At 72.1% G+C, this 13089-nt stretch carries 15 protein-coding genes; 6 read left to right on the forward strand and 9 right to left on the reverse strand.

Features of this window, described 5'->3' with window-relative positions; translation table 11 throughout:
* Positions 1-288: 288 nt before the first annotated feature.
* Complete coding sequence (locus ACWCV3_RS10520) at positions 289-801, reverse strand: hypothetical protein (protein WP_451221369.1); 513 nt, start codon at positions 799-801, stop codon at positions 289-291.
* A gap of 83 nt (positions 802-884) precedes the next feature.
* Between ACWCV3_RS10520 and ACWCV3_RS10525 the strand changes: the two genes are divergently transcribed.
* On the forward strand, positions 885-1154 hold the full coding sequence (locus ACWCV3_RS10525) for a transposase family protein (protein WP_451221372.1): 270 nt from the start codon (positions 885-887) through the stop codon (positions 1152-1154).
* Here the strand turns inward: ACWCV3_RS10525 and ACWCV3_RS10530 are convergent.
* The 3 genes from ACWCV3_RS10530 to ACWCV3_RS10540 form a co-directional block, all read right to left on the reverse strand.
* The gene (locus ACWCV3_RS10530) at positions 1125-1466 is read right to left on the reverse strand and encodes a hypothetical protein (RefSeq protein WP_451221375.1); all 342 of its coding nucleotides are present in this window, start codon (positions 1464-1466) and stop codon (positions 1125-1127) included. The two genes, ACWCV3_RS10525 and ACWCV3_RS10530, sit on opposite strands and share 30 nt — an antisense overlap.
* A 30-nt stretch (positions 1467-1496) precedes the next feature.
* The gene (locus ACWCV3_RS10535) at positions 1497-1865 is read right to left on the reverse strand and encodes a transposase family protein (RefSeq protein ID WP_451221378.1); all 369 of its coding nucleotides are present in this window, start codon (positions 1863-1865) and stop codon (positions 1497-1499) included.
* Between the two features lie 409 nt (positions 1866-2274).
* Positions 2275-3240 (reverse strand): pirin family protein, encoded by a 966-nt coding sequence (locus ACWCV3_RS10540; RefSeq protein ID WP_451221382.1) that lies wholly within the window; start codon positions 3238-3240, stop codon positions 2275-2277.
* A 256-nt stretch (positions 3241-3496) separates the two neighbouring features.
* Between ACWCV3_RS10540 and ACWCV3_RS10545 the strand changes: the two genes are divergently transcribed.
* Genes ACWCV3_RS10545 through ACWCV3_RS10555 form a run of 3 tightly spaced genes read left to right on the forward strand, consistent with a single transcriptional unit; the run spans position 3497 to position 5780 of the window.
* On the forward strand, positions 3497-4177 hold the full coding sequence (locus ACWCV3_RS10545) for an ABC transporter permease (protein WP_451221385.1): 681 nt from the start codon (positions 3497-3499) through the stop codon (positions 4175-4177).
* The gene (locus ACWCV3_RS10550) at positions 4174-4845 is read left to right on the forward strand and encodes an ABC transporter permease (RefSeq protein ID WP_451221388.1); all 672 of its coding nucleotides are present in this window, start codon (positions 4174-4176) and stop codon (positions 4843-4845) included. Before ACWCV3_RS10545 ends, ACWCV3_RS10550 begins: the two co-directional genes overlap by 4 nt.
* Positions 4842-5780, forward strand: coding sequence for an ABC transporter substrate-binding protein (locus ACWCV3_RS10555; RefSeq protein ID WP_451221391.1), 939 nt, complete (start codon positions 4842-4844; stop codon positions 5778-5780). Before ACWCV3_RS10550 ends, ACWCV3_RS10555 begins: the two co-directional genes overlap by 4 nt.
* A gap of 79 nt (positions 5781-5859) precedes the next feature.
* Here the strand turns inward: ACWCV3_RS10555 and ACWCV3_RS10560 are convergent, their stop codons facing one another.
* The 4 genes from ACWCV3_RS10560 to ACWCV3_RS10575 form a co-directional block, all read right to left on the reverse strand.
* Positions 5860-7014, reverse strand: coding sequence for a betaine/proline/choline family ABC transporter ATP-binding protein (locus ACWCV3_RS10560; protein ID WP_451221394.1), 1155 nt, complete (start codon positions 7012-7014; stop codon positions 5860-5862).
* Between the two features lie 68 nt (positions 7015-7082).
* Positions 7083-7727 (reverse strand): LutC/YkgG family protein, encoded by a 645-nt coding sequence (locus tag ACWCV3_RS10565; protein WP_451221397.1) that lies wholly within the window; start codon positions 7725-7727, stop codon positions 7083-7085.
* Positions 7724-9202, reverse strand: coding sequence for a LutB/LldF family L-lactate oxidation iron-sulfur protein (locus tag ACWCV3_RS10570; protein ID WP_451221400.1), 1479 nt, complete (start codon positions 9200-9202; stop codon positions 7724-7726). Before ACWCV3_RS10570 ends, ACWCV3_RS10565 begins: the two co-directional genes overlap by 4 nt.
* Positions 9199-9954 (reverse strand): (Fe-S)-binding protein, encoded by a 756-nt coding sequence (locus tag ACWCV3_RS10575; RefSeq protein WP_451221403.1) that lies wholly within the window; start codon positions 9952-9954, stop codon positions 9199-9201. Before ACWCV3_RS10575 ends, ACWCV3_RS10570 begins: the two co-directional genes overlap by 4 nt.
* A gap of 65 nt (positions 9955-10019) precedes the next feature.
* Between ACWCV3_RS10575 and ACWCV3_RS10580 the strand changes: the two genes are divergently transcribed.
* Entirely contained in the window at positions 10020-10838 is an 819-nt protein-coding gene (locus ACWCV3_RS10580) for a pentapeptide repeat-containing protein (protein WP_451221406.1), read from the forward strand.
* On the opposite strand, the gene ACWCV3_RS10585 is transcribed toward ACWCV3_RS10580, so the two are convergent.
* On the reverse strand, positions 10800-12317 hold the full coding sequence (locus ACWCV3_RS10585; RefSeq protein ID WP_451221409.1) for a cytochrome P450: 1518 nt from the start codon (positions 12315-12317) through the stop codon (positions 10800-10802). The two genes, ACWCV3_RS10580 and ACWCV3_RS10585, sit on opposite strands and share 39 nt — an antisense overlap.
* Before the next feature lie 132 nt (positions 12318-12449).
* Here ACWCV3_RS10585 and ACWCV3_RS10590 point away from each other — a divergent pair, with 132 nt between their 5' ends.
* Positions 12450-13055: a TetR/AcrR family transcriptional regulator gene (locus ACWCV3_RS10590; protein ID WP_451221412.1), complete on the forward strand. Its 606-nt coding sequence runs from the start codon at positions 12450-12452 to the stop codon at positions 13053-13055.
* Positions 13056-13089: the final 34 nt, after the last annotated feature.

Genomic DNA, 13089 nt, shown 5'->3' on the forward strand with positions numbered 1-13089 from the left:
GACGGGTCAGTCCCTTGTGGATGTCGACTGTGCGCACGAGCACAGGGAATTGGCGTCGGACAGGAAGAGATCACGACGCCTCGTGAAGCAGAGGCCGGTCAGCGGTGGGCTGCGGTCTCCGGGTAGCGGAGCTCACGACGGGGAGCCCGATGGGGCGGCCGGTCGAGCAGGAGCCACGCGCTGTTCATGGCCTCATCGAAGCCGATGCGAGGGGTGTCCACAAGTCCGGCGGACCGTTCCTGACGACACCCTGACGGCCTTTCACCCCAGCCCGGGAAGGTGGGGGGCCTACTTCATCCCGGATGCTTTGAAGACGCCCTGTACCGCTTCGCGCTCCACGCGGGCCGAAAGGCGTTCGAGCGCGGTCTGCCCGCAGAGCAGCAACCCATCGGACGCGGACCTGGACGCTGCCGCCTCCAGCCGGTACCACAGGCCGGGATTGCGCACCAGCACGTCAGGATCGATCTCCACCCGACCGCCGAACGCGTCCCGCAGCAGGATGCGCTGGGAGACGCCGTCCAGGCAGCGCACCGAGACCAGACGATCGGTCCGTACCCGGCGTTCGCACAGCAGACGGCGCGAGGCCAGCCAGTGGTCGCCCGCCGATACCCGCGCCGGGTGCAGCACGAGGAGCAGCAACAGGGCCAGCACGAACGAGAGAGCCCCGCGAGAGAGTGTCAGCTCACCTGTTCCCCAGTCGAGCAACAGGAGGTAGGCGAGCAAGATGGTCGAGTACCGGAAGGCGTTTCTCCGGTCTCCGGCCCACTGCTGGTCGTAGGTCGGCTCGTCGAGGCTTTCCATGTGACGACCGTAGAAAGAAAGGTGCGCATGCTCGTTGGTCTTGACGTGGCACTGATGGTCAGTGAGCGCATTCTTGGCGGTGCGTGCGTGGTCCTAGGGCCCGAGTCATTGCCCACCCATCCGGGCTGCATTTGTCCCCTCCGCGCTGCGGCCGCTGCGGCGGGGGTTGGCCGATCGGCGACGACAGATCGGCACCCGCCTGGCGGCTGAACTGCAGCCGCCAGGCGCTGACGACCCTGGCCCACCTTCGCTGCGGTCACACCTTCGCCGACCTCGCAGCCAGATTCCGCGTGGGTCTGCCCCATCCGTACCGCCGCGCGAAGTCAAAAACCAAGGTGCGCAGTAACGTCTGATCGCACGATGCGGACTCGCGCGGCTGGTATGCGGCCGGGCAGGTAGACGAATCCGTTGCCGTTGTCGAGGAGCAACCCCTCGTCGATGCCGTCCACGGACCAGATGTCAACCGGCCCACCGGTGTTGTTGATCCGAAGGAAGAACCCTGCTTCCTCCTCGCCTCGACAGACGAAGATCCCCTCCACCTCGGGGCGGCGGCTGCCGGCGATTCCCCGTGCGGCGCCCATCCGGGTCCAATCCAGGCCATGCCGTGCGATCGACTGCCGATTGAGCACGGACGAAACGTGGAAGAGGTTCGACGTATCAAGCACGCCGGGAGTATAGGAGGCGAGGCTTCCTCCTCAGGTTGAGGCGGTCAGCTCCGGGGTGAGAACGGCCTCGACGAGGTCGGTGATGCGGGTGGTGCTGCAGCGGAGGTTGGGCAGCAGGCGCCAGGACTTGAAAGTGGCCATGGCCTGTTCGCCAAGTGCGCGGACCTTCTCGTGGGCGCGGTCGACGGCCTTCTTTCCGGCGGAGGGCTTGTTCCAGCGGCCGCGGAAGGGGACGCGGACGGCGGGGCCGGAGCCCAGGTACGCCTTGTCGGCCCAGCACCGGATGCCTCCAGTGCTGAGGGCGTCGAGCAGGCCGTGGGAGCGGGCTGCCCTGATGTCGTGGACCGCGCCCGCCAGGGCCGGCGAAGCCCGGATGAGCTTCCCGATGCGACGCAACACGTACTGTGCTGCGTCGGGGCGCCAGGGTGACGCGCCTCGCACTGAGTTTGCGGGAACCCCATAACAGGGGCCTCAGGTCAGCATCGTTCCGATGAAGGCGGCGTTTCGAGCTCGCCAAGCGAGCGGTGCGCCGCTGGCGACTCGCGGCGCGACTTCGGAAACGCGGTGGTGAGAGGGGTGCGGGAAGCGCGAGTGGACCCTTCCGAAGATACCTGACTGCCTGTCAGTAAAGTCAGCATTGGGTCAGCATCAGCCCGAGCGAGGGTGGTTGGGCCTGGCGAAAACATGCACTTCGGCGGTGGGTGGAACGAGTAACCGGAGAGGCGTTTGCTTATGCAGTGCGAACGGGCCGGGCGAGGGGCGTGCCCCCTCGCCCAGCTGAGCGTACTCCCGCCCGGAAAAAGACAGTTCAGCGCACTCGACCCCGTGGTTTCAGCGGCACAGACGGCAGTTCGGGTGCAGGCAGTCGGCCCCCGTCATACCCCTTCACCTCCCCGAATCGCGAACCCTCCATCCACTCCTCCCGAGCCCTCTCGATCTCGTCCTGCGTCCGCCCCACGAAGTTCCACCACATGATCAGCTCCTCCGCGAACGGCTCGCCGCCCAGCAGCATGACCGAGGCGTCGGAGTCCGCGTGGAGGGGGAGGGACGTGCGGCCGCAGCCGAGGTAGAGCATGGAGCCCGGGGTGACGGGAACGCCGTCCACGTGGACAGAACCCGACATGGAGAGGATGCCGTACTCGAAGTCGGGGTCGAGGGGGAGACGGGTCCGGGTGCCCTCGGCGAGGGTCAGGTCGGCACCGACCAGGGGGGTGTACGTCGTGCCGGGCGACACCGTGCCGTCCAGGGCGCCCAGGATCACCGTGGCCGTCAGGCCGGGGGCCGTCACCGTCGGCAGGTCCGCGTGGTACTCGAAGTGCGGTTCCACGTGGCGGTGTTCGTCGGGGAGGGCCACCCACAACTGTGCCCCGTGCAGGTAGCGCGCGTGGGGCCTCGGGCTCTCCTCGGAGTGGCTGATCGCCCGGCCAGCCGTCATCAGGCCCAGTTCGCGCGGGCGGATGGTCTGGAGGCTGCCCGTCGAGTCCCGGTGCAGCACCTCGCCGTCGTGCAGCCAGCTCACCGTCTGCAGGCCGATGTGCGGGTGCGGGGGTACCTGCATGCCGGGCTCGTCCGCGATGTCGTCCGGGCCGTAGTGGTCCACGAACGCCCACGCGCCGATCATCCGCCGCCCCAGGTTGGGCAGCAGCCGGCGTACCTCGGTGGCCTCCCCGAGCTTCACCGTCCGGGGGCTCAGCAGCTCACGTACCGGCTCGGCGACGACGAAGCCACGGCCACCGCATGCGCTCGGCTCCGGCGCGAGGTCAAGGTTGCTCATACGGCCAACCTAGCGCTCCGCCCACCCTGCGGCGGTACCGAGTCCCGCACTCCGTCCGTTCCTCCCGTCCCCTCTCGAGCGTGACTCCCAGAAGCCGGGCGGGCGGAGCCCCGCGTCCGGCCGGAGTCGCCGCCCCTGGCCGCAGGCCCGGGGCAGAGCCCCGCACCCCGCAGGCAGCTGCCGAAAGGGGTGCTCGGCCCCCCGTACGGGCGACCACAACGCGCCGACCCGCCGCCCCGGCCGGTGCAATGGACGGGTGACCGCCGCTCCGGACGACTGCCTCGCGCGCAACGAGTGGATCTGCGGCGACTATCTGAGCACCCGCCGCCAGATCCTCCTCGACGCGGTCGGCCAGCACCTGGAGCTCACCGCGCTGTCCGTGCTGATCGGGCTCCTCGTCGCCGTGCCGCTCGCCGTGCTCGCCCGCCGCTGGGGCTGGGCCGCCGGGCCGGTGCTCGCCGTCACCACCGTGCTCTACACCATCCCGTCCCTGGCGATGTTCTCCCTGCTGCTGCCGGTGTACGGACTCTCCGCCACCCTCGTCGTCGCCGGGCTGGTGCTGTACTCGCTGACCCTGCTCGTCCGGAACATCCTCGCCGGGCTGCGAGCCGTGCCGGAGGAGACCCGGCAGGCCGCACGCGGGCTCGGCTTCGGGCCGGTCCGGCTGCTGCTCACCGTCGAGATGCCGCTCGCGCTGCCGGCCGCGATGGCCGGGCTTCGCATCGCGACCGTATCGGCGGTCTCCCTGGTCACGATCGGCGCGATCGTCGGCTTCGGCGGCCTCGGCAACCTGATCTACGCGGGCATGAACACCTACTTCAAGGCGCAGGTCCTCACCGCGTCCGTGCTGTGCGTGCTCATCGCCGTCGCCGCCGACCTGCTCCTGCTGGGCGTGCAGTGGCTGCTCACCCCGTGGGTGAGGAAGGGCCGTACGTGAACGTGCTCGCCTCCACCTGGCACTGGCTGGCCGACCCCGCCCACTGGTCCGGCGACGACGGGGTCTGGCACCGGCTGCTGCAACACCTGATGCTCACCGTGGTCTGCCTGATCGTCAGTTGCCTGATCGCGCTGCCCGTGGCGCTGGTCCTCGGTCACCTCGGCAGAGGGGGCGCGCTCGCCGTCAACATCTCCAACGCCGGCCGGGCGGTGCCCACCTTCGCCGTGCTGGTGCTGCTCCTGCTGACGCCGGTCGGCAAGTGGGGGGAGGGGCCCACCGTCGTCGCCCTGGTGCTCTTCGCCGTGCCGCCGCTGCTCACCAACGCCTACGTCGGCATGCGCGAGGTCGACCGGGGCGTGGTTCAGGCCGCGCGCGGCATGGGGATGACCGGGCGGCAGACGCTGGTCCGGGTGGAGGTGCCGCTCGCGCTGCCGATGATCCTGGGCGGGGTGCGGATCGCCGCCGTCCAGCTCGTCGCCACCGCCACCATCGCCGCGCTGGCGGGCGGCGGCGGCCTCGGCCGGATCATCACAGCCGGTTTCAACCTGGCCAGCACCCCGCAGGTCGTCGCGGGCGCGGTCCTCGTCGCCGCGTTCGCCCTGCTCGTGGAGGGTGTCTTCGAGGTCGTGGAGCGGCTCGGCCCCGCCTGGGCGAGAGGCGGCCGGTGAGAGCCCGCGCGGTGCTCGCCGCCGGCCTCCTCACCCTGACCGCCTGCTCCTTCGGGCCTTCGCTGGAGAACCGGGAAGCCGTCACCGCCCCGCCCGGCGACAGCCACCACCTGACCGTCGGCTCGGCCGGCTTCACCGAGAGCGACCTGCTCGCCCAGCTCTACGCCCAGCTCCTCGGCCGGGCCGGGTACCGGACCTCGCTGATCACCGTCGCCAACCGGGAGCTGTACGAACCCGCCCTGGAGTCCGGCCAGATCGACGTCGCCCCCGAGTACGCCGCCACCTTCGCCGACTGGCTCGACGCCAAGGAACACGGCGCCGACGCGCCCCCGGCCGGCTCGCCCGACCTCGCCGAGACCATGAGGAACCTGCGCGCCCTGGCCACCCCGCGCGGACTCACCGTCCTCCCGCCGGGCAGAGCCGTGGACCAGAACGCCTTCGCGGTGAGCGCCTCCTACGCCCGCCGCCACCACCTCAAGACCCTCAGCGACCTCGGCGCCTCAGGGCTCAGGGTGCGCCTCGCGGCGGGCGACGAGTGCGTCGAACGGCCGTACTGCGCGCCCGGCCTGAGAAAGGTGTACGGGATCGACATCACCGCCGTCGATCCCAAGGGCGTCGGCACCACCCCGGCCAAGCAGGCCGTGCGGTCGGGCCGCGACCAGATGGTGCTGACCACCACCACGGACGCCACGCTCGGCTCCTTCGGCCTGGTCCTGCTCGCCGACGACAGGCATCTCCAGAACGCCGACTACATCGTCCCCGTCGTCAACCGCGCCCGTGCCGGCAGCGAGCGGGTCGCCAAGGCGCTCGGCAGGCTCAACGACGTCCTCACCACCGACGACCTCGCCGACATGAACCAGCAGGTCGACAGCTGGCGCCGCCTGCCCGCCGACGTGGCCCGCGCGTACCTCGAGGACAAGGGCCTGATCAAGTGAGCCATGGTCCTTCGCGTGGATCAGGCCTGACTCCCGCGAGCCCGGCACGATCCAGACGAGAGGCCCTGCGGGACAGCCCTCAGGCGTCCGAGACCGAGTCGAACCGCACCTGACCCCGCGCCACCCCCAGTACGTCCGCGTCCACCGACCGCCGCAGCGCCTCGTGCAGTTTGGCCGGGGTGAGAACGCCCAGGAGGCGGGAGCCGTCCAGTACCGCGACCCACCCGGCGTCGTACTGGAGCATGACACCGAACGCCTGCTTCAGCGGGGCGCCCACCGGGACCCACGCCGTCATGCGGTGGGCCAGCTCGCCGACGGTGCCGCCCGCCGACAGCTCCTCCAGGCCCACCCAGCCGTGCAGGTCACCGTCCGGGTCCAGGACGACCGCCCAGCGGGCGCCCTCCTCGCGCAGCCGTCGTGCCGCGTCCCCGGCGGGCTCGTCCGGGCGGGCCACCGGCGGCTGTTCCAGATCGTCCGGCTCGATCGCGGTCACCGACAGCCGTTTCAGGCCCCGGTCGGCTCCGACGAACCCGGCGACGTACGGGGTCGCGGGCGCCCCCAGGACCGCGCCGGGGGTGTCGAACTGCTCGATACGGCCCGCGCCGTACACCGCCATCCGGTCGCCGAGGCGGACCGCCTCCTCGATGTCGTGCGTCACGAGCAGGACCGTCTTGCGCACCGCCTGCTGCATGCGCAGGAACTCGTCCTGCAACTGCTCGCGCACCACAGGGTCGACCGCGCCGAACGGCTCGTCCATCAGCAGCACCGGCGGGTCCGCCGCGAGCGCCCGCGCCACCCCGACCCGCTGCCGCTGGCCGCCGGAGAGCTGCTCCGGGTAGCGCGCGCCGAACGTCCCCGGGTCCAGGCCCACCAGGTCCAGCAGCTCGGCGGCGCGCGCCCGCGCCTTGGCCCGCTTCCAGCCGAGCAGGGACGGCACGGTCGCGGTGTTGTCCAGCACCGTGCGGTGCGGGAAGAGGCCTACCTGCTGGATGACGTACCCGATCCGGCGGCGCAGCAGGACCGGGTCGACCCGCGCGATGTCCTCGCCGTCCACGACGATCCGGCCCGCGGTGGGCTCGATCAGCCGGTTCACCATCATCATGGTGGTCGTCTTGCCGCAGCCCGAGGGGCCGACCAGCGTGACGAGTTCGCCCTCGGACACCTCGAAGGACAGGTCGTCCACGGCCGTCGTACCGTCCGGGTAGCGCTTGCTGACCTGCTCGAACCGGATCATTCCCTCAAGCTAGCCGGGGTTCCGGCGCCCCGCCCGGCCCCGCCGGCCGAAGGGATGACACCGTTCGCTCAGCCCAGCAGCACGACCTCCAGCGTGCGCGGCCCGTGCACCCCCTCCACCCGGTCCAGCTCGATGTCGCTGGTGGCCGAGGGGCCCGAGATCCAGGTCAACGGGCGGGTGGGGGAGAGGCGTTCGAGGGCGTGCGGTACGGACGCCACGACCTGCTCGGGGACGCGGACCACGCAGATGTGGTGGTCGGGCACGAGCGTGATCCTGCGCCGTCCCTGGCCGGGTCCGCCGTCCAGGACGAGGGTGCCGGTCTCGGCGACGGCCACCGCGCAGCCGGTCACCACACTGTCCACGGCGTCCAGCTCGAACGGGGTGCTCGCGGCTCGGTCGTGGACCCGTACGGGATCGGCGGCCGACAGCCACACCGGCGGCAGCCCGGCCGGGACGAGCACGGACGCCGTACCGCGCGCCGCCAGCAGCCGCATGAGCAGCAGCGGCAGTCCCTCCTCGTCCGCGCACCGGTGCACCACGGCCCGGTAGTCGGCCAGGTTCGCCGCCAGCAGCTCCACCGTCTCCTCGACGGTGCGCTCGCCGTGCTCACGCGCGTAGTCGCGCGGGATCGCCCGGTCGTAGGGCGTGTCGTCCTCGGGTACGTCGGCCAGCGCGCGCCGGACCCGGCCGAGGACGCGTTCCCGGTCGCTCACTTCGTCTCCTCCTCGCCGCCTCGGGTGCGTACCCACCAGTCCCGGAACGGTTCGGCCGGGACCTCCGGCAGGTCGCGCGTCCGGGTCCACGCCGCGCCGGGCCCCGGCAGGGTGCGCGGGCGCAGGCGGCGGGCGCGGGAGGCGAGGCGCTGGCCGGTGCGCAGGGCGTCCGGGTGGGTGAAGGTCCAGCGAGCCGCCCGCATGGCCGCCCGTTCCGCCGTGTGCCCCTTGGCCGGTCTCAGCACCACCCGGTTGCCCTCGCGCACCGCCGGACCGCCCTCCACGACCCGCTCACGCAACCGGACGAGCACCTCGGGAATGTCGATGGCGACCGGGCACACCTCGTAGCAGGCCCCGCACAGCGAGGACGCGTACGGCAGCGAGGCGTCGATCTCGCTCGCCGTGCCGCGCAGTTGGGGGCTGAGGATGGCGCCGACAGGGCCGGGGTAGACCGAGCCGTAGGCGTGGCCGCCCGCGCGCTCGTAGACCGGGCACACGTTGAGGCAGGCCGAGCAGCGGATGCAGCGCAGCGCCTGGCGGCCGACCTCGTCGGCGAGGGTGTCGGTGCGGCCGTTGTCCAGCAGCACCAGGTGGAAGGCGCGCGGCCCGTCGCCGTCCGTCGTGCCGGTCCACATGCTGGTGTACGGGTTCATGCGCTCGGCGGTGGAGGAGCGGGGGAGGGTCTGCAGGAAGACCTCCAGGTCACGCCAGGTGGGGACGACTTTCTCGATGCCGACCACCGAGATGAGGGTCTCAGGCAGGGTCAGACACATCCGCCCGTTTCCCTCGGACTCCACCACCACCATCGTGCCGGTCTCCGCGACCATGAAGTTGGCCCCGGACACCCCCACCTTCGCCCGCAGGAACTTCTCCCGCAGATGCAGCCGCGCCGCCTCCGCCAGCTCCGCCGGGCTGTCGGACAGCCCCTCGGGCGCCGGACGCCCCCATCCGGCCATCGCGGTACGGAAGATCTCGCGGATCTCGGTCCGGTTGCGATGAATGGCGGGGACCAGGATGTGCGAGGGTCTGTCCTCGCCCAACTGCACGATCAGCTCGGCGAGATCGGTCTCGTAGGCCCGGATTCCGGCCGTCTCCAGCGCTTCGTTGAGCCCGATCTCCTGCGTGGCCATCGACTTGACCTTCACGACCTCCGACTCACCGGTTGCGCGCACCAGTCGGGTGACGATCCGGTTGGCCTCCGCCGCGTCTGCCGCCCAGTGGACGGTGCCGCCCGCGGCGGTGACCGACTCCTCCAACTGCTTCAGGTAGCGGTCCAGGCGGCGGAGCGTGTGCTCCTTGATCCGGCTGCCCGCCTCGCGCAGCTCCGCCCAGTCGGACACCTCCGCCACCGCCGCCGCGCGCCTGGCGCGGATGGTACGGGTGGCGTGCCGCAGATTGCCGCGCAGGGTGCCGTCGTCCAGCGCTTTCTTCGCCGCCTCGGGGAAGGCGGGCATTCCGACGAAGGTCTCGTTCACCGGGCCGGTTCCTCCTGAGTGCTCGCCAGGATCTCCGCGATGTGCACCGGCCGCACCGGAGAGCCCGCCCGGCTCATCGTGCCACCCAGGTGCATCAGGCACGAGTTGTCGGCCGCGCACAGCACCTCCGCGCCGGCCGACTCGGCGTCGCGCACCTTGTCCGCGCCCATCGCGGCCGACACCCCGGCGTTCTTGACCGCGAACGTGCCGCCGAACCCGCAGCACTCGTCGGCGCCGGGCAGCTCGACCAGTTCCAGCCCCCGCACCGCCTCCAGCAGCCGGCGCGGCCGGTCGCCGAGCCCCAGGGAGCGCAGGCCGTGGCAGGTGGGGTGGTAGGTCACGCTGTGCGGATAGACGGCGCCGACGTCGGTGACGCCCAGCACGTCCACCAGGAACTCCGTCAGCTCGTACGTCTTCGGCACCACCGGCGCCAGCGCGTCCGCCAGATCCTCACCGCGCCCCTCGGCACGGGCCCGCTCACCGATCCTCGGGTACAGCTCCCTGACCATCGCCGCGCACGACGCCGACGGGGTGACGATCGCGTCGTACTCCCCGAACACCTCGGCGAAGTGCAGGGCGAGCGGTTCCGTCTGGTGCCGGTAGCCGGTGTTGTAGTGGGCCTGGCCGCAGCAGGTCTGCGCCAGGGGGAAGTCGACGTCGACGCCGAGGCGGTTCAGGAGTCTCACCACGGCCCGGCCGGTGTCCGGGTAGAGCGTGTCGTTGACGCAGGTCAGGAACAGGGCGACACGCATCGCGGCTCCTCGGGCCTCGGAGATCGGGCAGGGGCGGCGCAGCCGGAGCCCGTACCCTGGCTGCGATGTCTGATCACATACCCCTTCTCGCCGCCGACTGCGCCAACTGCTTCGGCCTCTGCTGCGTCGCCCTGCCCTTCGCCCGCTCCGCCGACTTCGCGCACGACAAGCCCGCCGGGAAGCCCTGCGCCAACCTGCGCGAGGACCACGCCTGCGGCATCCACACCGAACTGCGCGCCAAGGGCTACGCCGGATGCACGGTCTACGACTGCTTCGGCGCGGGCCAGCGCGTCTCCCAGGTCACCTTCGGCGGCCGGGACTGGCGCACCGGCGGCAAGAAGCACGCCCGGCTGATGTTCGAGGTGTTCCCGGTGGTCCGGCGCCTGCACGAGCTGCTCCGGTACCTCACCGAGGCGATCGGTCTCGAGGCCGCCTCGCCCCTCCACCCGGAGCTGCGCCGCGCGCGGGAGGAGACCGAGCGCCTCGCCGCGCAGGAGCCGGAGGAGCTGGCCGTGCTGGACCCGGCCGCCCACTGGCACGACGTGGCGGAACTCCTGCTACGAGCTTCGGAGCTGGTCCGCAGTGGCCGGAAGAAGGGCCGGGACCGGCGGGGCGCGGATCTGGCGGGCGCGAAGCTCGCGGGAGCCGACCTGCGCGGGGTCAGTCTGCGCGGCGCCTGCCTCATCGCGGCCGACCTGACCGGAGCCGATCTGCGGCACACCGACCTGATCGGCGCGGACCTCCGGGGCGCCGACCTGACCGACGCCGACCTCACCGGCGCGCTGTTCCTCACCCAGCCCCAGGTCAACGCCGCCCGAGGGGGACCCGGCACCCGGCTGCCGGGCTCACTCGTCCGTCCCGCGCACTGGGCGTCCTTCCGCTGAACCGGCGTCCGGCTGGGGCGCGCCGGCCGTCGGTGCGGCGGCGGGGGTCTTCCGGCGCTCCAGGCCCAGGCGCAGGCCGTCCGGCATCAGCGTCAGGCGCTCGGTGACCCTCAGGCGGTAGCCGGGGTCGGGGATCAGCTCGTAGCGGCGCAGCAGCAGGCCGAGCACCAGCGTGGCTTCGTGCAGCGCGAACTGGCGTCCCACGCAGGCCCGGGCACCTGTGCCGAACGGCTTGAAGGTGTGCGGCGGGCGGGCCCGTACCGCGCTGGCGTCGAAGCGGTCCGGGTCGAATCGCTCGGCGTCCTCACCCCAGACCCCGGGATCGCGGTGCAGCATCGGCGTGAGTACCAGGGCCCAGCCGCCCCGTCGCATCGGGTGCTCCCCGGCCAGCACGGTGTCCCGGGTGGCCTCGCGGGCGAAGGCCGGCGCGGTCGGCCACAGGCGCAGCGACTCGTCCAGTACCCGGCGCAGGTAGCGCAGCCTGGCCACCTGGTCGTAGCCCGGCTCCGGGGTGTCGCCCCAGACACGGTCCACCTCGGCGCGGGCGCGAGCGGCGACCTCGGGGTGCTTCGCCAGGTAGTACAGGGCGAAGGACAGGGCACCGGAGGTGGTCTCGTGGCCCGCGACCAGGAACGTGATCACCTGCTTGCGGACGTTCTCCGCCGACAGCCGCTCGCCGGTCTCGGGGTGGGCCGTCTCCAGCATGCGGTCCAGCAGGTCGCCGTCCCCGCGTCCGGAGCGGCGGCGCTCGGCCACCAGCGCGTCGACCGTGTCGTCCAGACAGGCGATGTCGGCGGCGTTGCGCCGGGCGGCCCTCCGCTGGAGCAGCGGCGGCACCGGAAGGCTGTTGAGCCGCTGGGCGTAGGCCAGGGTGCCGACCATGGCGGTGACGAAGGGGTGCGGCCGGTCGCGCTCGAAGGACCCGAAGTCGTGCCCGAAGCCGGTGCGGGCGATGGTCTCCAGTGTCAGCCGGGTCATGTCGCCGGGCACGTCCACCGTGCGCCCGGCGGCCAGTTCACGGTCCCAGTGGCCGGTCAGCCGGCCGGCGACCGCCAGCATCATCGAGTGGTACCCGGCCATCGCCTCCCGGCTGAAGCCGGGCGCGAGCACGTCGTGCGCCAACTGCCAGTTGGGCTCGTGGTTGTACGCCGTGAACAGGCCGTCCCCGGCGACCGGGCGCAGGTTGGCCACCCCGAGACCGACGTGCTTGGCGAACCGGGTCTCGTCCGCCATGTCGGCGGCCAGCTTCGCGCCCCACAGGAACACGAACTCCCGGTCCAGGACCCGGCGCCGGAAGATCGGGCCCAGCTCGCGGGCCAGGCGCATCGAGTCCTGGAGTGGAGTGCGCCGGTCGACGCCCAGCACGTCGCCGAGCAGCGGCAGCCTGCGGGGCGGATGCGGGATGCGGTCCAGTTCCGGCCAGCCCTGCTCGGCACCGCGGAAGCCCTTGGGCAGCCCCGCCCCCGTCGTCTCGGCCATGACGCGATCTCCCTTGATCCGGCGGCCCGTTGCCCGTCCACCACCCGCGTGTTGAACGCGAGTTCAATAGTGTCGGCAGTCTGGTCCGCCCGCTGAACCCGCGTCAAGCAACGTGTCCAGTAGGGTGACGGCATGGCCGCCAACCAGGGGGAACGCGCCCGGCGCCGGCTGAGCACCGAGGAGCGGCGCGAGCAACTCCTGTCGGTCGGGGCGCGCCTGTTCTCCGAGAGCGCGTACGACGACGTGTGGATCGAGCGGGTCGCCGAGATCGCCGGGGTCTCACGGGGTCTGCTGTACCACTACTTTCCGGCGAAACGGGACTTCTTCGCCGCCGTGGTGGAGCGGGAGAGCGAGCGCATGCTCCGGATGACCGCTGCGGTGCCCGGCCTCCCGGTCCGTGAGCAGCTGGGCGCCGGCCTGGACGCCTACCTGGGGTACGTCGAGGCGCACGCCCACGGCTTCCGCGCCTTCCACCGCGCCGACGCGGCCGGGGACCAGGCCGTGCGCCGGGTCTACCGGCGGGCGCTGGCCGCGCAGGAGCGGCAGATCCTCGCCGCGCTGGCCGCCGACCCGGAGTTCGGGCCCGCCTTCGAAGGCTCCCCGCAGGCCAGGCTCGCGGTACGCGGCTGGCTCGCCTTCACCACCGCCGTCTGCCTGGAGTGGCTGCGCGAGGGCGAGCCCGGCCGGGACCAGGTGCGCGAACTGTGCGCGCGGGCGCTGCTCGGCGCCATCGCCTGACGGACCGTCCCGGGCGACTGCGGTCCTGCGGCCC

The sequence above is a fragment of the Streptomyces sp. NPDC001781 genome, from assembly GCF_053596035.1.